20 protein-coding genes are annotated in these 24239 nt (G+C 67.2%); 10 read left to right on the top strand and 10 right to left on the bottom strand.

The features are described 5' to 3' along the window. Positions 1–40: 40 nt before the first annotated feature. The 4 genes from betT to ROV93_RS18425 form a co-directional block, all read right to left on the bottom strand. Entirely contained in the window at positions 41–2020 is a 1980-nt protein-coding gene (gene betT, locus ROV93_RS18410) for a choline BCCT transporter BetT (protein ID WP_072167517.1), read from the bottom strand. Between the two features lie 183 nt (positions 2021–2203). Then, positions 2204–2584 (bottom strand): VOC family protein, encoded by a 381-nt coding sequence (locus ROV93_RS18415; RefSeq protein ID WP_072167516.1) that lies wholly within the window; start codon positions 2582–2584, stop codon positions 2204–2206. A 96-nt stretch (positions 2585–2680) separates the two neighbouring features. Continuing rightward, positions 2681–3004, bottom strand: a complete 324-nt coding sequence (locus ROV93_RS18420) for an SMR family transporter (protein ID WP_072167515.1) — start codon at positions 3002–3004, stop codon at positions 2681–2683. Further along, complete coding sequence (locus ROV93_RS18425; protein ID WP_072167514.1) at positions 3004–3357, bottom strand: SMR family transporter; 354 nt, start codon at positions 3355–3357, stop codon at positions 3004–3006. Before ROV93_RS18425 ends, ROV93_RS18420 begins: the two co-directional genes overlap by 1 nt. A 160-nt stretch (positions 3358–3517) precedes the next feature. On the opposite strand from ROV93_RS18425, the gene ROV93_RS18430 reads away from it, so the two are divergent. Further along, positions 3518–4369 (top strand): LysR family transcriptional regulator, encoded by an 852-nt coding sequence (locus tag ROV93_RS18430; RefSeq protein WP_072167513.1) that lies wholly within the window; start codon positions 3518–3520, stop codon positions 4367–4369. A gap of 101 nt (positions 4370–4470) precedes the next feature. Here the strand turns inward: ROV93_RS18430 and ROV93_RS18435 are convergent, their stop codons facing one another. Next, a complete protein-coding gene (locus ROV93_RS18435; protein ID WP_072167512.1) occupies positions 4471–5391 on the bottom strand; it encodes a M14 family metallocarboxypeptidase in 921 nt (306 codons plus the stop codon). Between the two features lie 131 nt (positions 5392–5522). Between ROV93_RS18435 and ROV93_RS18440 the strand changes: the two genes are divergently transcribed. The 3 genes from ROV93_RS18440 to ROV93_RS18450 all read left to right on the top strand — a co-directional run bounded on the left by ROV93_RS18440 (position 5523) and on the right by ROV93_RS18450 (position 10257). Next, a complete protein-coding gene (locus ROV93_RS18440; protein WP_072167511.1) occupies positions 5523–7604 on the top strand; it encodes a TonB-dependent siderophore receptor in 2082 nt (693 codons plus the stop codon). A 62-nt stretch (positions 7605–7666) separates the two neighbouring features. Beyond that, the gene (locus tag ROV93_RS18445; protein WP_194433856.1) at positions 7667–9439 is read left to right on the top strand and encodes a chloride channel protein; all 1773 of its coding nucleotides are present in this window, start codon (positions 7667–7669) and stop codon (positions 9437–9439) included. A 101-nt stretch (positions 9440–9540) separates the two neighbouring features. Further along, the gene (locus ROV93_RS18450) at positions 9541–10257 is read left to right on the top strand and encodes an MgtC/SapB family protein (RefSeq protein WP_072167510.1); all 717 of its coding nucleotides are present in this window, start codon (positions 9541–9543) and stop codon (positions 10255–10257) included. 30 nt (positions 10258–10287) lie between these two features. Here the strand turns inward: ROV93_RS18450 and ROV93_RS18455 are convergent, their stop codons facing one another. Beyond that, positions 10288–10692, bottom strand: a complete 405-nt coding sequence (locus tag ROV93_RS18455; protein ID WP_072167509.1) for a MerR family transcriptional regulator — start codon at positions 10690–10692, stop codon at positions 10288–10290. A 63-nt stretch (positions 10693–10755) separates the two neighbouring features. Between ROV93_RS18455 and ROV93_RS18460 the strand changes: the two genes are divergently transcribed. After that, entirely contained in the window at positions 10756–11583 is an 828-nt protein-coding gene (locus tag ROV93_RS18460) for a class I SAM-dependent methyltransferase (RefSeq protein ID WP_072167508.1), read from the top strand. A gap of 81 nt (positions 11584–11664) precedes the next feature. On the opposite strand, the gene ROV93_RS18465 is transcribed toward ROV93_RS18460, so the two are convergent. The 4 genes from ROV93_RS18465 to ROV93_RS18480 all read right to left on the bottom strand — a co-directional run bounded on the left by ROV93_RS18465 (position 11665) and on the right by ROV93_RS18480 (position 19806). After that, a complete protein-coding gene (locus ROV93_RS18465) occupies positions 11665–11928 on the bottom strand; it encodes a hypothetical protein (protein ID WP_227838289.1) in 264 nt (87 codons plus the stop codon). Between the two features lie 148 nt (positions 11929–12076). Beyond that, the gene (locus tag ROV93_RS18470; protein ID WP_072167506.1) at positions 12077–12913 is read right to left on the bottom strand and encodes an OmpA family protein; all 837 of its coding nucleotides are present in this window, start codon (positions 12911–12913) and stop codon (positions 12077–12079) included. 61 nt (positions 12914–12974) lie between these two features. Beyond that, positions 12975–18590: an ESPR-type extended signal peptide-containing protein gene (locus ROV93_RS18475; RefSeq protein ID WP_072167505.1), complete on the bottom strand. Its 5616-nt coding sequence runs from the start codon at positions 18588–18590 to the stop codon at positions 12975–12977. Between the two features lie 235 nt (positions 18591–18825). Then, a complete protein-coding gene (locus ROV93_RS18480) occupies positions 18826–19806 on the bottom strand; it encodes a helix-turn-helix domain-containing protein (RefSeq protein ID WP_072167504.1) in 981 nt (326 codons plus the stop codon). Positions 19807–20499: 693 nt separating this feature from the next. On the opposite strand from ROV93_RS18480, the gene ROV93_RS18485 reads away from it, so the two are divergent. The 5 genes from ROV93_RS18485 (at position 20500) to ROV93_RS18505 (ending at position 24236) form a co-directional block, all read left to right on the top strand. Continuing rightward, positions 20500–20688 carry a Flp family type IVb pilin gene (locus ROV93_RS18485; RefSeq protein ID WP_005416979.1) on the top strand — a complete coding sequence of 63 codons (189 nt, stop codon included), beginning with the start codon at positions 20500–20502 and terminating at the stop codon, positions 20686–20688. A gap of 89 nt (positions 20689–20777) precedes the next feature. After that, a complete protein-coding gene (locus ROV93_RS18490; RefSeq protein WP_072167503.1) occupies positions 20778–21323 on the top strand; it encodes a prepilin peptidase in 546 nt (181 codons plus the stop codon). Further along, positions 21320–21796 (top strand): TadE/TadG family type IV pilus assembly protein, encoded by a 477-nt coding sequence (locus ROV93_RS18495; protein ID WP_072167502.1) that lies wholly within the window; start codon positions 21320–21322, stop codon positions 21794–21796. Before ROV93_RS18490 ends, ROV93_RS18495 begins: the two co-directional genes overlap by 4 nt. A 25-nt stretch (positions 21797–21821) precedes the next feature. After that, a complete protein-coding gene (gene cpaB / locus ROV93_RS18500) occupies positions 21822–22859 on the top strand; it encodes a Flp pilus assembly protein CpaB (RefSeq protein WP_180890640.1) in 1038 nt (345 codons plus the stop codon). Between the two features lie 18 nt (positions 22860–22877). Beyond that, positions 22878–24236: a type II and III secretion system protein family protein gene (locus ROV93_RS18505; RefSeq protein WP_312540739.1), complete on the top strand. Its 1359-nt coding sequence runs from the start codon at positions 22878–22880 to the stop codon at positions 24234–24236. Positions 24237–24239: the final 3 nt, after the last annotated feature.

Below are 24239 nucleotides of genomic sequence, written 5' to 3' on the forward strand. Positions count from 1 at the left end.
TCTACAGGTCGGTGCGGTCCCGCGGTCCGCACCCACCGCATCAACGGCTCAGGTGCAGGAACTGCAGGTGCCGTTCGTACTGGCTGATGATGTCGTTGATGATCTGCTTGCGGCTGTAGCCCACCAGATCGTAATCCTGGCTGCCTTCGAACAGATGTACCTCAGCGCGGTAGTAGCGCTGATTGCGCAGCTGCTGGGCGGCGAACGACGGGGTCAGGTAGCCGCTGAGGATCACCCGGTACAGGAAGTCCTGCTGCTCGCCGTGGTTCACCGTCAGCTCCATATCGCCGGCCTCGAAGCGGGTGGATACATCCCAACCCTGCCCGCGCAGCTGCTCGGCCACCGCCTCCATCGCCGGCTTCACCGTGTCATCCATGAAACGGTAGACCTGGTCGCGTACCGGGAAGTGCATGGCCTGGCTCAGGCGCTGGCGCCAGCCCTGATGATGGCGATCGTCTCCGATCAAGGGCGATGGCCGGTATTGCAGCGCGCGCTTGCGGTGCGACTCGTCACTGAACGCGCGGGTCAGGCCCCACATCATCAGCAACAGGATCGCCGAGAACGGCAGCGATGCCAGCACCACCGCCGATTTCAATGCATCGATGCTGCCGGCCAGCAACAACCCGGCGGTCAGCACCGCGATCACCGTGCCCCAGAACACGCGCAGCCAGCGCGGACCATCGTCTTCGGGTGATCCACCATGCGACGACAGCGTGGACAACACCACCGCCCCTGAATCAGCGGAGGTCACGAAGAAGATGAAGCTCACCAGCACCGTCACCGCGATCACCGTGCGGCTCCACGGGTAGCCGTCCAGCAGCGCGTACAGCACCGTCGGTGGATCATCCACCGCCAGCTGCGCCAGTTGCTGCTGGCCGTGGTGGAGCACCTGGTCCAGCGCGCTGTTGCCGAAGATCGACAGCCAGGCCAGGGTGAAGCCGAGCGGGATCAGCAGCACCCCGAATACGAATTCGCGGATGGTGCGGCCACGTGAGATGCGCGCGATGAAAAGGCCGACGAACGGTGCCCAGCCGATCCACCAGGCCCAGTAGAACACCGTCCAGCCGCCCAGCCATTCCGGTCGGCCGCCATAGGCGTACACATCGAAACTCTTGCCGACCACGCTGCCCAGGTAGTCGCCCAGGTTCTGCATCAGCGTGCTGAACAGGTACTGCGTCGGCCCGGCGAACAGCATGAACAGCACCAGCGCGATCGCCAGCAGCATGTTGATGTTGGCCATCCAGCGCACGCCCTTCTCGACGCCGGACACGGCCACGGCCACCGCCGCGCCCATCATGCTGACCACCAGGATGATCTGCACCAGGTTGGAGTGCGGAATGTCGAACAGGTGCGACAGACCGGCATTGAGGTGCAGCACGCCGAAGCCCATGTCGGCACCGATGCCGAATACGGTGGCGACGATGCCCAGCGCGTCCACGGTGTATCCGATCGGGCCGTTGATGCGCTTGCCGATCAGCGGGTACAGCGCCGAGCGCAGGGCCAGTGGCAGGTTGTGGCGATAGGCGAAGTAGGCCATCGCCATCGCCGCCAGCGCGAACACGCCCCAGCCGTGCAGGCCCCAGTGCAGGAACAGCAGCTGCATGGCCTGGCGCGCGCCAGCCTCGCCTGCGGCCGGATCGCCCTGCGGCGGCTGCAGGTAGTGGGTCAGCGGTTCGGACACGCAGAAGAAGAACAGGGTGATGCTGATGCCGGCGGCGAACAGCATGCCGGCCCACGAGAGGTAACTGAACTCCGGCTCGTCATGGTCGGCACCCAGCTTGATGCCACCGTACTTGGACAGCGCCACGCCCACCACGAACACCAGGTACAGGGTCATGGCCAGCAGGTAGTACCAGCCGACGTTGAGGGCGGCCCAATCCTGTGCCTTGAGCAGAAGGCGGCCCGCGCCGAGCGGGAACAGGCTGACGAACAGCGCGAACGCCACGACAATGATCGCCGCGAAGGCGAACACAGGCCGAAGGGTGCGCACCGGGGATTGTTGCGGCTCCAGTACTTCCATGGGGCGGCGTTCTCCGGTAGATCAAAGGGTTAGCCGACCGATTCTGGCTGAACCGCAGTGGACAGAGCATGAAGTTGCGGCCTGCGGTCGCAGGCCCGTCCGCTCATTCCGTGGTATCACGCGCGCGCCGGAGTGCCACCTTGCCCGCGCGGGCTGCGGCGCGGCCACGCACATCCTGTCCGATCACGACATTACGTGCACCGCACACAGCTTGTTGCCGTCCGGGTCACGCAGATAGGCCAGGAACACCTGGCGACCGGACATGTTGCGGACGCCGGGCGGATCTTCGATGGCGGTGCCACCGTGAGCCACTCCAGCCTCCTGCCAGGCACGCACGGCCTCTGCACTGCCCAGACTGAAACCGATGGTGCCACCGTTGGCATGGCACGCTGGCTGCCCATCGATCGGCGCGGTTACACCGAACATCCGCCCATCCTTGAAGTACAGCAGCCGTCCCTTCTCGTCCAATACGCCCGCCCGCGCGTCCATCGCGGCGAACAGGGCGTCGTAGAAGCGACGTGCGGCATCCATGTCGTTCGTTCCTACGGTGATGTGGCTGAACATGCGGGCACTCCATGTGGAAAACCGCAGTGTCGATGAGCATGGGCGACTTCGCAAATCGCTGCATCATCGCCGCCCCGCTCGCGACCGGACGTGCTGCTACTTGGCGGTGCTTAGCAGCAGTACCGCCGCCGTGACCAGGGCGATGCCAATCCAGCCGATCGGCCGCAGGCGGTTACCGAACAACAGGCGGCCGCAGCTGGCGGTGCCGATCACGCCGATCGCCCCCCACATCGCATAGGCCGTGGCCAGATCCATGTAGCGTACGGCCTGGCCCAGCAGGGCGAAGGCAATCCAGACCAGGACGATAGCACCGACGCCCCAGCGCCAACGACGGAAACCTTCCGACTTGGCCACCATCATGTTGGCGGCGACGTCGATCAACGCCGAGCAGATCACGAAAAACAGGGCCAGGGTATTCATCAGTGCGCCTCCCCGAGGGTGACGCAGACGATGCCGGCCACGGCCAGCATCAGGCCGGCCAACTGCTGCAGCGACAGGCTCTCGCCGAACACGGTGAGGCCGACCACGGTCAGCAGGGTCAGGCCGAGGCCTTCCCACACCGCGTAGGCCACGCCCACGGCGATGCGGCGCACCGACTGCGCCAGGAAGAAGTAGGACAGCGCCAGCGCGCCGGCCATGATCAGGTAGCCGGTCCAGCCGCCATCGCGGGCGGCATGGGCCATGAACGAGGTGCCGACCACCTCGGCGATGATCGCCACGGTCAGGCAGGCCCAGGCGGCCAGCGCGCCACGGGCGGGAACAGTACGGGACATGTGAAGCTCCTTGCAGGGCGGGGACCGCGCCGCCTCTTCAATGGGTCCACGGCATGCGTGGAGGGTCCGGAACGCCCCGCAGACAGGGGCGACGGCGGCCAGTATCATCGCCTTTTACGGTGGTATCAAAATGGATTCCATCGACAGGAGCGATGGTTCAATGCCCTATTCCCCCGAATCCCTGCAGGCCTTCGTGGAAGCCGCCGCGCTGGGCTCGTTCTCGGCGGCGGCGCGCCGCCTGCGCAAGACGCAGTCAACGGTCAGTACCGCCATTGCCCATCTGGAGGCCGACCTCGGGGTGAGCCTGTTCGACCGCAGCGGGCGCTACCCCCGGTTGACCGAGGCCGGGCGCCAGGTGCTTGGCCATGCCCAGGAAATCCTCGCCGCCGATGCCCGCCTGCAGCAGTTGAGTGTGCGCCTGGCCGCGCCGGTCGAAGCGCGGCTGACCGTGGTGTTCTCCGACGTGTACCAGCTCGATCCGGAGCAGCGCGTGCTGCAGCGCTTTGCCGAAGCATTCCCGGAGATCGAACTGGAATGGCTGGATGCCGAAGGCGATGACGTGCTGGAGCTGGTCGGCAGCGGCCGCGCCGCGCTGGGCCTGCTGCCGCGCCAGGAAAGCTATCCGGATGGTCTGGTGGCACGGCCATTGGCCCATCACAGCGAGCTGTCGGTGTATGTGGCGCGCGACCATGCGCTGGCCGACGCCGGCCGTCGCGCAGCTTCCCAGCTGGCACGGTACCGGCAGGTGCGATTGAGCGCGGAGGTCGACCATGCGCGGGCGGTTACCGGGCTGGCGTGGACCGCCACCGACTACCTGATGGTGATGGAGATGGCCGAGGACGGCATCGGCTGGGCCGAGCTGCCACGCGCGCTGGTACAGCGCTACGACCGCGGGCAGCTGGTGGAACTGACGCTGCCCGGCTGGCCACGACGCATCCACAGCGACCTGCTGTGGCGCCGCGACACGCCGCCGGGACCGGCCGCACTGTGGTGGGCCGACGCGTTGGGATGACACAAAAAAGGGGACGGAGGGGATCAAGTCGTTTGTGCCACAAACGACTTGATCCCCTCCGTCCCCTTTTTCAGTTGCCGGCCAGCGGCCGGCACTACCGGTCAACGATGGGCGAGCGCGTAATCCAGCGCCGCGCACACCGCGGCCACCTGCGCGTCGTTGCACTGCTGCGGGGTCGCCCGGGGGCTGTCCGGGTAGACCTCGGTGGTGGTAGTGAACTTCGCACCGGTGATGCCCGCGCACAGTCCGAGCTTCACCAGCGGATACTCGATCACGCCGTGGGCCACCACCGGCGAGCCGATGATCTCGCCCTTGTCGTCGGCCGGGGCGATGTGGGTCACCTTTTCCACCGCAGCGATCACCGCCTGCTGGAAGGCCGGCTGCGGGTTCTCGCTGTCATCCACCAGGTAGAAGCCATCGGGGATCAGGCCCGGCTCGAACGGCTTGCCGTCACGTGCCGCCAGCGCTGGGCGGAACTCGCTCTCGTCGCTGTCGGTGGTCTCGTGCAGGTCGATGTGCAGCACGAACTGGCCCTTGTACGGCGCGATCAGATCGATCACCGCCGTTGATTCACGCGCCGGGCCATCGGCGCGGAAGTTGCGGTTCGGGTCGATCGCATCGAAGTTCCAGCGGTTGATGCGCTCGAAACCCCACGGGTTCACGCACGGCGCGACCAGCAGGTTGGCCTTGGCGGCATAGTTGGCGGCGTGCTTCTCGAGGAATTCCAGCGCGCCCATCACGCCGCTGGTCTCGTAGCCGTGCACGCCACCGGTGACCAGTGCGGCCGGCAGCGCCGGGTTCCAGTCGCGGCTGCGCAGGGCAAACAGGGTATAGCTCTCGCCGGCGTAGTCGAGCTGACCATAGGCCACCTTGTCGAAGCGCGATGCGAGCGACTCGATGCGCGGCAGCACCTCCTTGTCATACCGACGCAGGCGCTGCTGGCGGCCACGCCACAGCTCCCGTTGCGCCGCTCCCCACGGTTGGCCAGGGGTTCCGACGGGGTAGAAGGCGGCTTGGGACATGGCGGATCTCAGCGAGTCAGGAAACAATCGCCCACTCTATCACCGGGGCACGGGCATGAACCGGGGGCGCATTCCAATAGCGAATGGAATCAGCAATAATTCTCATTTGCGACCTTCCACAACCTCTACCGATGGCCATCCACGCCCTGCAACCGGCCCGCCTGCCCCTGGCCGCCGCCCTCGCCCTGTGCCTGCTTCCGGCCACCCGCGCCTTTGCCCAGGACCGCGCCACTACGCTGGACAGCATCCAGGTCTCGGGCAGCTGGCTCGGCACCGGCCTGCATGACAGCGTCAAGCGCTTTGCCGGCGCACGCACGGTGGTCGACCGCCAGCGCATCGAGGCCAGCGGCGCGGCCAGCATCGGCGATGCCATGCGCCGCATCCCCGGCGTGCAGGTCACCGAAAACTCCGGCACCGCCGGCAGTTCCGTGTCGCTGAACATCGGCGTTCGTGGCCTGACCGGGCGCTACTCGCCGCGTTCGACGGTACTGCTGGACGGCGTGCCGCTGGCGGTAGCGCCGTATGGGCAGCCGCAGCTGTCGTTCGCGCCGACCAGCCTGTCGAACATCGAATCGATCGACGTGGTGCGTGGTGGCGGCGCGGTACGCTACGGCCCGCAGAACGTGGGCGGCATCATCAACTTCAGTACCCGTGCCATTCCCACCGGCACCGGCCTGCATGGCGAAGCCGGTGTGCGCTACACCGCCTACGACCACGGCGGCGGCGACAGCACCCAGTACAACGCCTTCCTCGGCGGCACCGGCGACAATGGCCTGGGCGCGGCCCTGCTGTACTCCGGCCAGGACGGCCGCGGCTGGCGCCAGGGCAGCGATGACCGCTTCAACTACCTGGCGCTGAAGTTCGCCTATGCCATCGACGAACAACAGGAACTGCGCGCCAAGCTGTCCTACTACGGTGTGCGCTCGCTGACCCCGGGCGGCCTGACTCGCGCCCAGTACGAGGCCGACCCGTTCCAGAACATCCGCCCCACCGATTTCTGGAAGGGTCATCGCACCGGCATCGACCTGGGCTACACCAACACGCTGTCGGCCAACAGCGAGTTCGAGGTGCTGGCTTATTACAACGAGAGCACCCGTGCCAGCTCGCTGATCAACGCCGCCAACACCCAGTTGACCGTGCAGCCGCGCGAATACCGCGTGCTCGGCATCGAGCCGCGCTACACCCAGCGCCTGCATTGGGGTGCAAGCGTTCACGACATCACCGCCGGCTACCGTTTCCTGCGCGAACGTGGAAACGACCGCAGCTACACCGTCACCCGCCGCACCGGCGTGGCCGGCGCCACCAACCGCTTCGACAACGCCACCGACGCCCACGCGTTCTACATCGACGACCGCATCGCGATCGGCCAGTGGCGGATCACCCCGGGCGTGCGCATGGAGTGGATCGACATGGACCGCCGCCAGGCCGGTGGCGCGGCGACCTTCAGCAGCCGCAACGACAAGGCTCTGCCCTCGCTCAACATCGCTTATCTGCTGACTCCGCAGCTGACCGTGTTCGGCAACTACACCACCTCGTTCGGGCCGGTGCAGAACATCCAGCTCAATTCGCAGACGGCCAGCAACCCGCTGAACCCGGAAATCGCCAGGACCACCGAGCTGGGCGCGCGCTGGCAGGACGGCGCCCTGCGCGCGGAAGTGACCGTGTTCAAGATGCGCTTCGACAACCAGATCCTGCAGGTGCCGGGCATCACCCCGCCGACCTTCCAGAACATCGGCGCCACCGACCACAAGGGCGTGGAGAGCGCGGTGGAGTACCACTTCGCCGAGGACAGTGCGCTGGCCGGGTTGGAGCTGTACGCCAACTACACCTGGACCAAGGCGGTCCAGCAGTCCGGTGACAACCGTGGCCTGGACGTGCCGTTCTACTCGCGCGACACCGACAGCGTCGGCGCCCGCTACGCGCTGGCTGGCTGGACCTTCAATGTCTCCAGCACCCACCAGAGCGGCCAGTTCTCCGATGCCGCCAACACCTGGGAAGAAACCGCCGATGCGCGCGTGGGCCGCGTGCCGGGCGTGCGCCTGTGGAATGCGCAGGTGGCCTGGCAGGTGCCGGGCCTGGGTGACAGCGAGATCGTGCTGGGCGTGAACAACCTGGCCGACACGCGCTGGTACACCCGCAACGTCGATGGCAACGCCGGCCGCATGGTGGCCGCACCGCGCACCTTCTACGTGCAGGGTCGCTACCGCTTCTGAAGCGGTAGCCGCCCGATGCAGTGACGGTGGCGATCACGGTGGCGGCGTATCATGCCGCCACCATGTCACTGCCTGTTTCGCCATCGCGCCTGCATTCGGCCTTCCAGGGCCTGCGCCTGCGGCTGCGCGGCAGCGACCTGTGGTTCATCGCACTTGCCCTGCTGGTCGGCCTGCTTGCCGGCTACCTGACCCTGCTGCAGTCCGGCATCGCACGCTGGCTGCAGGGCACGCTGTACGGGCTGGATGAAGGGATGCGCCTGAGCTCCCTGCCCTCGATGACCTGGACCGCGCTGCTGGTGCTGCCGCTGGGTGGCCTGCTGGTGGGCCTGGTCAGTTTGGCGGCAACGCGACTCAAGCGGCCCCTGCTCGATGCGGTGGAAGCCAATGCCCTGCACGGCGGCCGCATGTCGATGCGCGACAACCTGATCGTGCTGACCCAGACCCTGCTGTCCAATGGTTGCGGCGCCTCGGTCGGGCTGGAAGCTTCGTATACGCAGATGGGGGCCGGCACTGGCTCGCAGCTGGGCCGGGTGATGCGCCTGCGCCGCAACGATGTGCGCATCCTGGTCGGCGCCGGTGCCGCCGGTGCCATTGCCGCCGCCTTCGGTGCGCCGCTGGCCGGTGCGTTCTATGCCTTCGAGATCGTCATCGGCGCCTACACGCCGGCCGCACTGGCCCCGGTGGCGGTCGCCGCGCTGGCCGGCGCGTTTGTGGCCGACCAGGCCGGCATCGAGGCCTACCTGCTGCCCGCCGCCTCGACCATCGACGTGCGCGCCGCCGACTACGCCATCTACGGCCTGCTCGGCTGCTGCTGCGCGATGGTCGGCATTGTCATCATGCGGCTCATCGCCTCGATCGAGGGCACGGTCAAGCGCAGCCCGCTGCCTGCCTGGGGTCGGCCGGTGGTGGGCGGCCTGCTGCTGATCCCGCTGGCCATGGCAAGCCCACAGGTGCTGTCGTCAGGCCACGGCGCGCTGCATCTTGACCTGACCACGCATCTGCCGCTGATCTGGATCGGCGGCCTGCTGACCCTGAAATGCCTGGCCTCGGGCATCTCGCTGGGCTTCGGCTTCCGCGGCGGCCTGTTCTTTGCCTCGCTGTTCATGGGCACCCTGGTCGGCGCGCTGTTCGCGGGCCTGCTCGGCATGGCCACTGGCGTGCCCGTGGTCGACGCCACCTCTGCGGCGCTGGCCGGCATGGCCGCATTGGCCGCTGCCGTGGTCGGTGCGCCAATGACCATGGCCATGCTGGTGCTGGAGGGCACCCACGATTTCCTGCTGACCAGCGTGGTGATGAGTGCAGTGCTGGTGTCCAGCACGCTGGTGCGGCAGTGGTTCGGCTATTCGTTCTCGACCTGGCGCATGCACCTGCGTGGCGAAACCATCAGGAGCGCGCGCGACGTCGGCTGGGTGCACAACCTCAATGCCGGCCGGATGATGCGCAAAGGGGTTTCCACGGCTCCCGCTGACCTCGACGCCGCCGCCTTCCGCCAGCGCTTCCCGTTGGGCTCGGGCAGCCGCGTGATCCTGATCGACAGCGAAGGCCACTACGCGGGCATCGTGCAGATCCCACGCGTGTACGGCGATGGCGTGAAGCCGGAGACCGCGATCGGTGAGCTTGCCGAGAACCGTGACATCTCGCTGTCGCCGTCCGCGGACGTGGTCAGCGTGATGCAGCGCTTCGACCAGACCCAGGCCGATGAACTGGCCGTGGTCGGCGCCGACGGCCAGGTGCTGGGCGTGGTGTCCGAAGCCTTCGTACGCAAGCGCTATGCCGAGGAACTGGACAAGCGCCAGCGCGAACTGATGGGCGAGCGCGTCGACGACACCGACTGACCCCGAAAAAGGGGACGGAGGGGATTAAGTCGTTTCTGGCACTTCCGGGTATCCACGCATGGCGTGGATCTACTGTCACTTCGACCGGGTAGACTCCGGCCATGCGCTTCATTGAGACCTTCCAGGCCGCTCCTTTCGCCGACACCGTGGTCAGCCTGCTGGCCGCCTTCGTGCTGGGTACGTTGATCGGTGCCGAGCGCCAGTACCGGCAACGCACCGCCGGCCTGCGCACCAACGTGCTGGTAGCAGTCGGTGCCGCCGCCTTCGTCGACCTCGGCATGCGCATCGCCGGCAGTGCCGAGGCGGTGCGGGTGATCTCCTACGTGGTCTCCGGTGTCGGCTTCCTCGGCGCCGGCGTGATCATGAAGGAAGGCATGAACGTGCGTGGCCTGAACACCGCCGCCACCCTGTGGTGCTCTGCAGCGGTCGGCAGCTGCACCGGCGCGGACATGCTGGCCGAGGGCGTGCTGCTGACCGTGCTGATCATCGCCGGCAACACCCTGCTGCGGCCGTTGGTGAATGCCATCAACCGCATTCCGATCAACGAGGCAGCGACCGAAGCCACCTACGAGGTGCGCCTGAGCGTGGATGCCGACGCCGTGCCGCGGGTGCGCGAGCGCCTGGTCGATGCGCTGGAAGCGGCGCAGTATCCGGTGGGCGATGTGCAGGTGGTCGAGCATGCCGACGCGCCTACCGATGTGATCGCGGTGCTGGTCAGTACGGCGGTGAGTGCCGATGAACTGGACGTGGTGCTGGCACGGATGGAGCAGGTGCCGGGCGTGCTGCATGCCACCTGGGAAGTCAGCACCCGCGATTGATGATCCACGCGGGGCGTGGAGGCTCTTCTCTCATCCCCTCATCCGCTGCTGCGCGCGCAACAGTTTCCGGAACGAACCGCACGACCGGGCATCCTCCGCCAGCGGGCATGCCGCCGCGCGTTGCAGCTGACGGCGCACCCACTGCAACCGGGTGATCTGCCGCTGCAGCACCTCCGCTTGTGCCAGCAGTGCCTCGCGGTCCAGTGAGATGCGTCCATGCTGCGACGGCAGTGATGCACCAATCTGCTGCAGCGAAAGGCCGGCCGCCTGGCCAAGGCCGATCAAGGCCAGCCGTTCCAGCACCCGCTCGTCGTACTGCCGGCGCAGGCCGCGGCGGCCCAGCGCATGCAACAACCCCAGCTGTTCGTAGTAGCGCAAGGTCGAGGCCGGCACGCCACTGCGCTTGACCACCTCGCCGATATCCAGTTCACGCACGGGCTTGACCTCAAGTGACCTTCAAGCACCAAGCTATGGGCAACTACCCGGCGAGGCAAGGCCATGGCCAGCACATCTCCCATTGATCAGTACGCCCTGTGGAACGGCCCTGGCGGCCAGGCGTGGGTTGCGCAACAGGCTGTTCTTGACGGCCTGTTCCAGCCGATGGCTGACCTGCTGGTCACCGAACTTCCTGAGACCGTTACCGAACTGCTCGACATCGGCTGCGGCACCGGCGCCAGCCTGCTGGCCGCGGCCGCAGCGCGCCCTGCGGCACATTGCACCGGCCTGGACATCTCCGCGCCGATGCTGGCGCTGGCCCGCCAGCGCGCCGAGGCTGCGGGACTGGACGCGGACTTGATCGTGGCAGACGCGCAGCGCCATCCGCTGCCGCCCGCGCACTTCGACTGGATCCAGTCGCGGCTGGGCGTCATGTTCTTCGAGGACAGCCAGGCCGCGTTCGCCAACCTGCATCGTGCCACGACACCCGGCGCTGGGCTGCGCTTCATCGCCTGGCGCAGTGCCGACGAAAATCCATTCATGACCACGGCCGAGCGCGCGATCGGCGATGTACTGGATCTCCCGCCCCGCGTACCCGGCGCACCGGGACAGTTCGCTTTTGCCGATGGCGAGCGCGTGCAGCGCCTGTTGCAGGCCGCCGGCTGGAATGACGTGGAAGTGGTTGCGGTGGACCTGCCCTGTTCGCTCGCCCGCGAAGACCTGCCGACCTATGTCGGCCACCTGGGACCGTTGGGACTGGCCCTGCGATCGATGCCGGAAGCCCGCGCCACAATGCTTCGCGGAAAAGCATTGGCCGCATTCGCGCCGTTCATCGAAGGTGACCGCGTTCGTGTGGATGCCGCCTGTTGGTTGATCCGCGCCCGCGCTTGAAAAAAGGGGACGGAGGGGATTAAGTCGCATATGCCCCGGCTGTGCCGGAAACGACTTAATCCCCTCCGTCCCCTTTTTTTGCTAGAGGGCCTCGCCGGCGTCGGCCAGGCGCGATTCGATCAGGGCGTACCACTGCTGCAGCACGTCGATCAGCATGTCCAGCTCGGCGTCGGCGCGCTGTGCGCGACCGCTGCGCAGGCAGGCCTGGGCTTCCTGCAACTGGACCAGGAATCCGGCCACGGTGTCGGCCTGCAGGATCAGGCCCGGCAGGCGCCGCCCGGGGATGCGCACCACGGCATGATTGCCGAGCTGGCCGTACACGCTGAGCGTAGCTTCCGTCTTCATGGAGAGTGGCAGGAATTGGGCATTCATCGCGTGCACCGTTTGAAAACCTGAGCCGCAGGCAGGCGTGGACGACGGGGGAGACGTTGCCACGCCTGCCGGCGGTCAGGGGGGACTCGGAATGCCGGGGCACCGCCCCGGCGCAGGAAGGTCAATGTGGCTGTGCCATCCCGGCGATCTGCACGCGCCGGTTCGGTGCCAGGCAGGCAATCAGCTCGCGCCGGTTGCGCTGCTCGCACTGCACGATCGGCTCGGCCGCGCCGCGTCCCTCGGCACTGATGCTGGCTGCAGGCACGCCCCCCTGCACCAGCGCGTTGCGCACGGCGTCGGCGCGGCGCTGCGACAGCGCCTGGTTGTAGCTGGCGCTGCCAATGCGGTCGGTGTAGCCGGTTACCTTGATCGACTGCACCTGCGCGGCCTCGCGTACCTGCGCCAGGATGCCCTGCACCGCCTGCTGGCCTTCGGCGCTGAGTACCGCGCTGTCGAATCCGAACAGCGCGTCGGCCGACAGCCGCAGGGGCTGCTCCGGCAGCGGTGCCGGTGCCAGCGGCGCCGGTGGCCGCGGTGGTTCGAGCACGGCCGCGCACGACTCCGGCTTCCAATACCCGCCCTGCGCGATGCCCTTGCTGTCGAAGCGCACCTGGAACTGGCAGGTGAAGTATTCCGCGCCCTGCGCGGTGCGGAAATTGAACAGGTAGTTCCACTCGCGCACGCCCCACATACCCTCATTGAAGTGCGGCGTGCCCAGCAGCGTGTACAGCTGCCGCTTGCTCATGCCCGGCGCGAAGCGGCGCAGGTCGGCGACGTCGGGATAGATGCCTTCCTTCAGCGAGGCCTTGGAGGCCTCCGGGAAGTGCACGGCGGTGGCGTCGGCAGGACCGTCGGCGGCCGGCGCATGGCTGCGGCAGGCGGCCAGCAGGCCCATCCCCAGGATCAGGCCAAGCGTGGCGGCACATTGGCCGGCGCGGGCGATGCGATGCTGTTTCATGTCGTTCCCCCTGTAAACGTTTCCGCGATGCCGGGCCGCGGGTGCGGCCCGGCGGCGGGGATTACCACTGGATGCCGGCACCGACGGCCACACCGGCCTCGCCACGGCTGTTGGTCGAACCGCTGAACTTGTAGATCCAGCGGCCGCCTTCGGAGACACCGGAGATACCGACCGCCACGCCCGATTCGCCGTTGTAGCTGCCAGCCGCGATCGAGGCCATGCTGCGGCCCGCCTCGCTCGGCTGCGGCAGCGCTGCGGTGGCCATCGCCGACGCGATACCGGCCGAAGCACGATTGTCGGTCTTGCGCAGGTCGCGCTCGAAGCCGCCCATGCGCTCGTCGGTGTAGGCCTTGGACCAGTCCAGGGTCTGCGCCATGCCCGACTTCAGCTGGTCGACGTTGACGGCATCGGTGCCAGCAGTACCGGCGGCGACGTTGCGCACCGTAGTCGGGCCGCTGCTGGTGCTGCCCAGGGTGACACTGTTGTAGTTGGTCGCGCCGTTCACCGTGGTGTCGTAGCGGATCGTGCCCTGCTGCGAAGCCTGCAGCTGGCGCACGTTGACCGCATCGGTGGCCTGCGAGCCGTCTGCCACGTTGACCACCTGGCGTTCGGCACCGGCGGCACCGACAGAGACCGTGTTGGCCCGGTTCGCCACCGAACCCGCACCCAATGCCACCGAGTTGTCGGCCTGCGCCTGCGAACCATTGCCCAGCGCGGTCGAGTTGGCACCGGCGGCAGTGGAGCCTGCACCACCGGCGGCCGAGTTGGCGCCGCTGGCGGACGGATCGGCCAGGTTGTTGGTGTTGTTGGCGCGGAAGCTGCCCGCCACGTTGGTGATGTTCTGGATCTTCTGGTCGGTGTACTTCTTCGACTCGTCGATGGCGTAGTTCACGCCGTTCTTGAGTTGGCCGACATTGGTCGCGTCGTAGGTGTCCGAGCCGTCGGCAACGTGGGTGATCTTGCGTTCGCTGCCGGTGCTGCCGACCGAGACCTCACCGGCCGAGTTGCTGGCACCGGTCTGCCCGTAGGCGCCGGTGTAGCCGCTCTGTGCACCGACGCTGGCGACCGAACCGGCGCCCAGCGCCACGCTGTTGCCGGCACTGCTGCTGGCACCGTTGCCGACCGCCACGCTGTTGGCACCGGCTGCACTGGCCTGCGGACCGACCGCCACGGCTTCCGCACCGGCTGCAGTGGCTGCGGCCGCCGTTGAGTTGACCGCCAGGTACGCACTGCCACCACCGCCATTGGTGATGCGCTGGTTGAGGACCTTCAGCGAGCCGTCGACAGCGGTGAAGGCGGCGGTGACGTTGTTGTAATCGCCGCTGGTGAAGGTGCCATCGGTGGCGATGCTGGAGATGCTGAACGTCGGCGCGGTCCACACGTTGGTGGTGCCGTTGTAGGCGGTGGTGCCACCGAAGTAGGTGGCGATGGTGCTGTTCGTGCTGAACAGCTGGTCGCCGGTGATGGCATCACTGCTGCCGGCCAGGATGCTGCCGGCGGCGACGTTGGTGATCTTCACCGCGCCGGTGCCGGTACCCGTCAGCGTCACGCTGTTGAGCACGTTGCCACTGCCATCGACGTCGTACTTCACGGCCAGCTTGTCGATCTCGCCGGTCTGGTCCGCGACGTTGGCCAGCGAGTTGCTGACGGCATCGAAGGCGGTACCGACGTCGTTGTAGTTGCCCTTGGTGATCGTGCCGCTGGCGGCGACGTTGTTGATCGAGTAGGTCGGTGCGGTCAGTACGCCGTTGGCATCGACCGCGGCACCACCGCCCAGATGGGTGGCCACCGCCTGGTTGGCGGCAAACAGCTGGGCACCATTGATGGCCTCACTGCTGGTGGCACTGACCTGGCCCGGGCCAAGGTTGCGCAGCGTGGTTGCCGTGCCGGTCTGGCCCAACGTGGCGCTGGCGTAGTTGACGCTGCCGTCGCCGTTGAGGTCATAGCGCAGGGCGCCCTGCTCCGAGGCCTGCAGCTGGCCCACGTTGACCGCATCGGTCGCCGCCGTGCCGGCGGCCATGTTGGTGACCTGGCGCTCGGCACCGGCCGCACCGATGGAGACACTGTTGGCACGGTCGGCCAGGCTGCCGGCGCCGACCGCGATGCTGTTGGCGGCAGTGGCGCGGGCATTGGTACCCACCGCGATCGAGTCGGCGCCGCTGGCCACCGCCTCAGTGCCGGTCGAGTTCACCCGCAGGTACTTGGTGCCACCGTTGCGGATGTCGGTGATCTGCGTGTTGAGGTTGACCAGCGAGCCATCGACTGCGGCGAAGGCATCGGTGGCATTCTCATACAGGCCCTTGGCGATGGCACCACCAGTGGAGATCGTGCTGATCTCGAACAACGGTGCAGTAAAGATGCCGCTGGCCGGATCGAAAGCCGCACGACCACCGAAGAAGCTGGCGATGGCACTGTTGGTCGCCGCCAGCTGGCCACCGTTGACCGCCTCCAGGCTGCCGGCGGTGACCGCGCCAGCGGCAAGATTGCCGATGGTGGTGGTGCCGGTGCCTGCGCCGAGCGTGACCCGGCGATAGTTCGGGTTGCCCGAGCCGTCCAGGTCATAGGTGACCGCTGCGGAGGCCACATCGTCGATCAGACTGATGGCGCCCTTCAGCTGGGCCACGTTGACAGCATCGGTATTGGCGCTGCCCGCGGCAAGATTGGTGATCTGGCGCTCGCCACCACCGGCCGTGCCCACCGACACTTCGCCGGCCGAGACCTGGGGTGCGGTGAGGCCGTAGGCGCTGTAGCTGGCCTGCGCGCCGCGCAGTGCAGCTGAGCGGTAACCCAGCGCGACCGAGTTGGCCTGGTTTGAAGTGGCTTCGGCACCCAGCAGGGTCTGTCCGTTGGCGGTGCCCACGGCACTGTCACCGACGACGACCGAGTGGCCCATGCGGGCGGCATAGTCGGCCGTCGGCACGCCGGTCGGATTGCTGGGATCGTTCACGCCATCGCCGGGGAAGGCGACATTGGCATCGACCTTCGGCAGTTCATGGCGTGCGTTGGCACCGATCACCACTTCCTTGGACCCGTTGGCGAAGGCGCCATCGCCCATCAACACCTGGTAGTCCTGTGCCGCGTTGACCGCCCAGCAGGAAATATCGGCCAGCGCGATGTCCAGGCACTTGGCCGCCCACGCCGGCGAGTCGGTTGGCAGAAGGAGGCCCAGCAGGCCACCGGGATTGCCGTTGTTGATGTTGTAGATGTAACTGTCGGAGGTCACGCCACCGATCAGGGTCAGGTGCGAGCTGCCGCCCGTGGCTGCGCCGCCCAGGCCGTTGAGCGTGCTGCCGACCGGCGACAGGTTGACCACCGGCAGGCCCAGCACATTGACCGTCGAATAGGTCTGCATGACGTTGGCGTTGCTGAGCTTGAGATTGCCGTTGCTCAGGTAGCCATTGCCGCCGAACAGGCTGGTGGTGGTCGGCCCGATCAGCTGGCCGACATTGCCGACCAGGCCACCGGTGCCGATGATCAGACCAGCATTCGGGTCGGCCGGCGCGGGCGCCTTCGGACTGGTTGGCGGAATCGCCGAGGGTTGGGTCAGGCCGAGGCTGCCCAGCGTGCCTCCCACCAGGCCCCCCACGGCGCTGCCCAGGTTGCCGACGGTGCCATTGAGATTGCCGTTGAGCAGGTTGCCCACCGCGCTTCCGACACTGCCCAGCGTGCTGCCCAGCACACCGCCCAGGTCGCCGGCGGTGCTGCCGGTGGTGCCGTTGAGAATGCCGCCCACGGCGCCGCCGACCGTGCCGACCGTGTTGGTGAGCGTGCCGCCCACTGCGCTGCCGACCTGGCCGACGGTGCCGTTCAGTGCGCCGCCCACTGCGCTTCCAACGGTACCGACAGTGCCGTTCAGAGCACCGCCAACTGCGCCACCGACCGCGCCTACCGTGTTGTTGAGTGTGCCGCCAAGTGCGCCGCCGACCTGGCCGACGGTGCCGTTCAGAGCACCACCCACCGCACTGCCGACGGTACCGACAGTACCGTTCAGAGCACCGCCAACTGCTCCACCGACCGCGCCTACCGTGTTGTTGAGCGTGCCGCCAAGTGCGCCGCTGACCTGGCCGACGGTGCCGTTCAGAGCACCACCCACCGCACTGCCGACGGTACCGACAGTACCGTTCAGCGCGCCACCGACTGCGCCTACCGTGTTATTGAGCGTGCCGCCCACTGCGCTGCCGACCTGGCCGACGGTGCCGTTCAGTGCGCCGCCCACTGCACTTCCAACGGTACCGACAGTGCCGTTCAGAGCACCGCCAACTGCGCCACCGACTGCGCCCACCGTGTTGTTGAGCGTGCCACCCACTGCGCTGCCGACCTGGCCGACAGTGCCGTTCAGAGCACCACCCACCGCACTGCCGACAGTACCGACAGTACCGTTCAGCGCGCCACCGACTGCACCGACGGTGTTGTTGAGCGTGCCGCCCACTGCGCTGCCGACCTGGCCGACGGTGCCGTTCAGTGCGCCGCCCACTGCACTTCCAACGGTACCGACAGTGCCGTTCAGTGCACCGCCAACTGCGCCACCGACCGCGCCTACCGTGTTGTTGAGCGTGCCGCCAAGTGCGCCGCCGACCTGGCCGACGGTGCCGTTCAGTGCGCCGCCAACGGTACCGACAGTACCGTTCAGCGCGCCACCCACCGCGCTACCAACTGCGCCCGCGGCACCGTGAAGCGTCCCGCCGACAGCACCCACCGCACCACCGACCAGGTTGCCGACGCCCAGCGCGCTGTGCTGTGCGGCCACCGTCGCCTGTCCGGCCAGCTTCAGATTGCGATCGGCCACTACCTCCTGGCCGTCTGGCGCCTGCACGCGCACCTTGCCGGCGACGCCGGCATCGAACGCGGCACTGATGGCACGATCATGGGTTTCACCCGGCAGTTCTTCCTTGGCCGGCAGCGTGACTGCCGCCGTCGCCCGGGCCTGGCCATGCCCCTCGATGTGATGGCCAGCGACCGCCAGATGCGTGTCGGCCTTGCCGTCGACGGTGGCTTTCAGCCCAGGCAGTGATCCGGCGGCTGCACCGCTGAGGCCGGCGGCCGCTTGGGCACCCGTATCGATCGCAGCGACCTGGCGGCCAGCGATGCCGACCTTGGCCCTGGCGCGCGCATTGGCAGCAACGCCCAGCGGCGCCTGCGCGCCGGGCGCAACGTGCGCAGCCAGCGATGCATCCACCTGTGCCGCCCTGGCCGCAGCGTTGCCCACGCCAACATTGGCGCGGACATCAGCCGCCAGTGCCGGCACGGCCACCTGTTTCGGCACGGTGTTCGCTGCCAGCTTCACCTGCACGGTGGCCGGCAACACGTCACGTACGACCGGCAGCGACGTGGTGTTCAACTGCAGGCCCAGACGAGCATCCGCGCTGAGTGCGGGGCTGTTCTGCGCCTGTCGCGCGGCGGCAGCCAGGGCCACTTCCGCGTCAACCTTGACCGGCATCGGCTGCGCATACTTTGCCGCGAGTGCTTGCAGGTCACGCAGCGATTGATTGGTTTCCGAGGCCCCTGCATGGCCGCTGGCCAGCGCACACAGCAGTGCCAGGGCCAGGGCCGTGGGCACCAGCAGGAAGGCGCGCGGATCGCGTGCGGCGCTGCCGCCGCTGTCGCCGGTGGCCAGTTCCGAGGCCACAACCAGAGCATTGAGCTGGCGGTTCCATACACGCCGGTAGATGCGGTTCATGAGCATTTCCCCCGTAGGCGAACAACTGGAATGTCAGTGGACTTGCCGCTAGGCAGGTGACTGACATTCCAGCGGTTGCAACGAGGGCGGTGCACTTCAATCCGGCACGGCAATCGCGCATTCCGGCAAATCCACGGCCGGAATCGGCAGCCGGCTATGCATAAGCGGCAACACGATCGGCAAGCGGATACGCAATTCCGGCATAAACTCCGCAAAAACCCTTGCCGGGCCTGGATCAGGCCGGTTGGCCGATCTGCGCGGGTGCGCGCATCAGGGTGTCGCGCGGCAGTTCGCCGAATACCTTGCGGTAATTGTCGGCGAAGCGCGACAGGTCCCACAGCCCGCAGCTCAGGGCGATCGCCTTCACCGAGCGACGGCTGGAGTCCGCCATCGACAGGCTGCGGCAGGCCGCGCACAGGCGCAGCATGGAGAGGTAGCGGTTCGGCGAGGTTCCAAACAGGTCCTCGAACGCATAGCGCAGGCCGCGCTCGCTGACGCCGGCGGCATCGCAGATCTCGTTCATGTAGATATTGCGACGCAGGTTGAGCCGCATGAAGTTCTCTGCACGCTGCGCGATCAGATAATGCGTGCGCCGCGCACGGGTGCAGCCCGGGCGATCCGCCGCACCGGCGCCCAGCAGGGCCTGCACATGCTCATGCAGCAGGTTCTCGGTCTCATCCGGCTGCAGGCCTGCACCCTGCCCCAGCTGCAGGTGCAGCTGCTGGTAATGGCGTGCCAGCGGCGTGGCATCGCTGGCCAGGTTGAACAGCGAAAGTGCCTGGCCAGCAGGTGGCGTGCTGCGCAGGCTCAGTTCGGTCAGCTTGCGCTGGACGCGGGCCACCGGCACCAGCATCAGGGTCATGTGCGTGCCCGGGCTCAGGGTGAACTCACTGATGCCCTCCGGCATGATCGTCAGCGCCATGCCCGGCGAGAGCGGCACGCCGTGGCACCAGCTCATCGTTTCATCGGTGGCGTGCAGGTACCCCAGCATCGCCCAGTCCGGCGGCAGCATGAAACGGCCACGGCAATGGAAGCCGCAGCTGATGCTGCAGAACAGGGCTTCCTCGTGCACGCGCGAAGCGAACGCCGCCCGTGGCCCGTTGCCATCCAGCAGCAGCAGTTCGACATCGCAGACGCGAAGCACGCCGCTCAGCGTGGCCAGGTCTATCGACCGAAGGCCGCTGTCGTCGCTGTCCTCTACCCCACCATCGACCATGACAGTGTTGTCCCCCCGTTGATCCGCCATCCGCTGCGGCCCCCACTGCCTGACAGGGCGCGCAACGATCCAGAATCCATTTCCGTTGCCACGCCGGCAGCGCCGGCGTCGATGCGATCGTACAAATCAATGCAAGAGCTTGAATACGAGTATGCCCAATAATCGGCAAAGGTAAACCCGCGGCGCTGAATGATGAAACGGGATACACAAGTGAAGAAAATGTCTGAGCAGGTGGCACGGTTTTCGCATGGAACCACAAGGCGAATCACATTATCTGCACGACAATGAATCGTTTTGCCTGCGAACGGATTTTCGTCACAAAAACCATCTGAAATTTTCAGGCTTCCGGGGTTTCTGCCGAATTTGCATATAGGTTCCGGTTGCAGCCAACCGCCATTCAGGCAAAGTCGACATTACGGTGATCGAGCCATCTGATCTGGCCGCACCCAGGGGGACAGCATGACCACGCACGCATCATTGGATGCCTCGACCACCGGCCCCGGGCCGTCCGGTCGCGACCGTGCGGCCGATGTCCCGCCTGGAAACGATCACCCTGCTTGAGCACAGCGGGCCTATCCCGCCGTGCCTCCTCCGCCAGGACGCGCGGAGGCCCACGGACGATCCCGGCGGAGCCGGGCCACCGCCCAACGCAGGTGTACTGCATCCGCAGACAGGTAGAGGGAGACATTGGTCATGAACGCATCGATCCGCAAATTCCTGAAGGAAGAAGACGGCGTCACCGCGCTCGAGTACGGGCTGCTGGCTGCCGTGATAGCTGGCGTCCTGATTGCGGTCGGCAACGACCAGATCAAGGGGTTCTTCGAAACGCTGTTCAAGAACCTCTCCGCACTGGCCACCAAGGCTTCGGGCTCGACGACCTGAGCGGCGACCGCGCGCGGCCGGCAGAGCCGCGACGGCGGGGCGCATGGAACCAGGCGAAGACCGTCCAGTGACGGACGATGGAGTGTGCGATGACAGTGCTGGGATTGTTGGCCATCGGCGTGTGCCTGCGGATCGCGATCAGTGATCTGTATGCCCGTCGAGTGCCCAACAACTGGCTGGTCGCCGCATGCGTGATCGCCACTGCGGTGATCGTGGTCGGCCAGTTCAGTGCGCCGCGCCAGCCGTGGCTGCCCCACCTTGCCGGCGCGGCGATCGGCCTGTTGGCGCTGCTGCCGTTCCATGCCCTGCGCTTGATGGGCGCCGGGGACGTGAAGTTCTTTGCCGTGCTGGGCCTGATGCTGGGCTGGCAGGCGCTGCTGCCGGTCTGGCTGGTGGCAAGCCTCGCGGCTGGGTTGCATGCCGTACTGGTGCTGGCCGGTCGCCGCCTGGGCGTGCTGCTGCCCGGTCACCTGCAGATGCAGGTCAATCGCACCAGCACGCAGTGGCAAGCGCATCCGGTGCTGCGTGACATGCAGGCCGCCCGCCAGGGACGACGTGGCATTCCCTATGCAGCCTACCTGGCACTGGCCGCCATCGGCTGGGTGCTGGCCAGCATCTACGGAGGTGCACCATGAACATCCGCAGCCCACGCCTGCAACGCGGTGTCGCCAGCATCGAGTTCGCCCTGATGCTGATGCTCGGCCTGTTGCCACTGCTGCTGTTCACCTTCTCCGGGGTGATGATCATGGCGGCGCAACAGACCCTGGCCACCGCATCGGCCGAAGGCGCGCGTGCCTCGCTGCGCTACGGCACCGCCAGCGAACGACGCACCGCCGCCTGCGTCGCCGCACGCACCTCGATGCAATGGTTGCTGCAGTTTTCCAGGCAGAACGTGGACTGCAGCGCGGGGGGCAGCAACGCCATCGTGGTGTCGGCACAGGCACCCTGCGCCGGTCTGGCCACGGCCCAGTGCATGACCGTGACGGTCAGCTACGACTACGCCAGCCATCCCTTCCTGCCCGGCACCGCCACGCTCTACAAGTGGGTGATGCAGGCCCCCATCCGCAGCGTCGCGGTCGCGCAGCTCGATCTCGGCAGCGGCAATTGATGATCGGTACTTTGGAGATGGTTCCATGCTCAAGTTGACCCGCATCGCTGCCGTCGCCCTGATCGGCCTGGCCGTGCTGCTGGCGCTGATCGCCCTCATGATCGGGCGCAAACCCGCCGCACCTGCAACGGTCGCGCCGGTCGCTCACAACGAGACCCAGGCGATCACCGTGGTCGAAGCCGTGGCACGCCTGCCTGCGGGCGAGCCGATCAGCGCCAACGGCCTGCGCCTGGCCCAGCGCACCGCACCCGTCCCCGGCGCCGCTACCAGCATTGCCGCCGTGACCGGCAAGGTGCCGGTGCAGGACATTGCCGAAGGCAGTGTGATCAACGGCAGCGCATTGGCTCAGGGCTTCTCGCTGCAGCTGCGGCCGGGCGAGCGTGCCCTGGCCGTGCCCGTGGACGAACTGGTCGGTGCCGGCAACCGCATCCTTCCCGGTGATTTCGTCGACGTCTTCCTCAACCTGCGCAACGCCCAGCCCAGCATCAACAGCCCTGGCGAAGCGGCGCAGACGCGCCTGCTGCTGTCGCGCCTGCGCGTCCTGAGCTACGGCCAGCAGGACATCGTGCCGCTGGCCACAGAGACTATTTCCGACAGCGAGGCCGACACCCGCAACGACCCGCGCGCTGCCGACATCACCGGAAGTGGCAGCACGCACAGCAGCAGCAATGAAGCGCCGCAACCCGCACGCAGCGCGGTGCTTGCGGTACCGGTGGCCGACGCCAACCGGCTGCTGCTGGGTGCGCAGCAAGGCAAACTTTTCCTGGCCCTGCGCAATCCCGCCGATACTGGCCTGCCCGACCTGGCGTTGTTCCCGCAATCGCGCGGAGTGATCGACCCGCTGCGTGGGCTCGACGCCGAACAGCAGCTCGCCCTGCAGCGGCCGGAGAACCACGCCTTTGCCGGTATCGACAGCGACGCGCTGGCCGGACGTGGCAGTGCACCGCCACGCAGCACCCCGGATGCACCGGCGCGCGCGCCGGCGTCACGTCGCAGTGCACCGCGCGCGTCGGGGATCGAGATCATCCGCGGCGACAGTTCCGCATCCCGTGCCTCCCTTTGACCTGCATCGAGTGCATCCATGACCGAACGTCGCCGCCGTCCACGCCTCTCCCTCCGCCAGCGCTGGCTGGCCCTGCTGCTGGTGCTGCTGGCGCCGGCAGCGAGCGTGGTCGCCGATGACCTGGTGCTGCAGGCGCGCGAGCAGCGTCCCTGGAACCTGCCGGCCGACCTGGAGCGGGTGGCCATTGCCGACCCGGGTGTAGCCGACATCGTGATGCTGCGCGGGCAGCGCCAGGCGCTGCTGGTCGGCAAGACGCCTGGCACCACTACCCTGCTGCTGTGGCACCGCAGACAGGCCGAGCCACAGCGGTTGACGGTACGGGTGCAGAGCGCCGTACAGGGCGCCGCCAGCACCGGCGGTACCGGGCTGGTGTTCACCCAGCAGGACCAGCAGGGCCTCCTGCAGGGAAGCACCGACAGCATGCTCACGCACATGCAGGAACAGCGCACTGCGGCCATGGCGCTGGGCAAGGACGGGGTGCTTGCCGATGCGTCCACCATCAACAGTGGGGGCGTGGTCCAGGTCGAGGTCAAGGTGGTCGAGTTCAACAAGACCGCGATGAAGCAGATCGGCATCAACTTCCAGAACCGCAACGGCGGCTTCGCCTATGGCTTCGCGCGGCCCGGCACTGGCCTGCCCGGCAATACCGGCCTGCTGCCCGGCATGAAGGAAGGCAACAGCAGCAACGAGGCCGTGTCGCCGATTTCCTCGGCGTTCCGGCTGGTGTTCGGCTCGACCAAGGGACTGTGGAACGCCGATGTCGAACTGCTGCAGAGCAATGGCATGGCCCGCGTGCTGGCCGAGCCGACGCTGGTGGCACTGTCCGGCCAGAGCGCCAGCTTCCTGGCCGGTGGCGAGCTGCCGATCCTGGAGCCGCAGGGGCTTGGCACCACCACCATCACCTACAAGCCCTTCGGCATCGGCTTGACCGTGACCCCAACGGTACTGGCGCCGAACCGGATCGCGCTGAAGGTCGCGCCGGAGGCGAGCGACCTCGACTACAGCAACGCGATCGTGCTCAACAACGTGCAGATTCCCTCGATCACCACTCGTCGCGCAGATACCACGGTCGAGCTGGGTGATGGCGAGAGCTTCGTCATCGGTGGCCTGGTCAGCTCCAACATCGTCTCCAACGTCAACAAGATTCCACTGTTGGGCGACCTGCCGATCATTGGTTCGTTCTTCCGTAACTTCGACTACAAGCGCCAGGACAAGGAGCTGGTGATCATCGTCACCCCGCGTCTGGTGCAGCCGCTGGCACGCAACACCGAACTGCCGCTGCCTGGCGAGCGCGAAGCCAAGCCGCATCTTCCCGAATGGGGGTCGTGGTTGCTGGGGCCGGTCAGCCAGGACCCGGTGCCCGGCTTCTCGCGCTGACTT

Source organism: Stenotrophomonas maltophilia group sp. msm4 (assembly GCF_032025605.1).
In the GTDB taxonomy this organism is placed as follows: Bacteria; Pseudomonadota; Gammaproteobacteria; order Xanthomonadales; family Xanthomonadaceae; genus Stenotrophomonas; species Stenotrophomonas sepilia.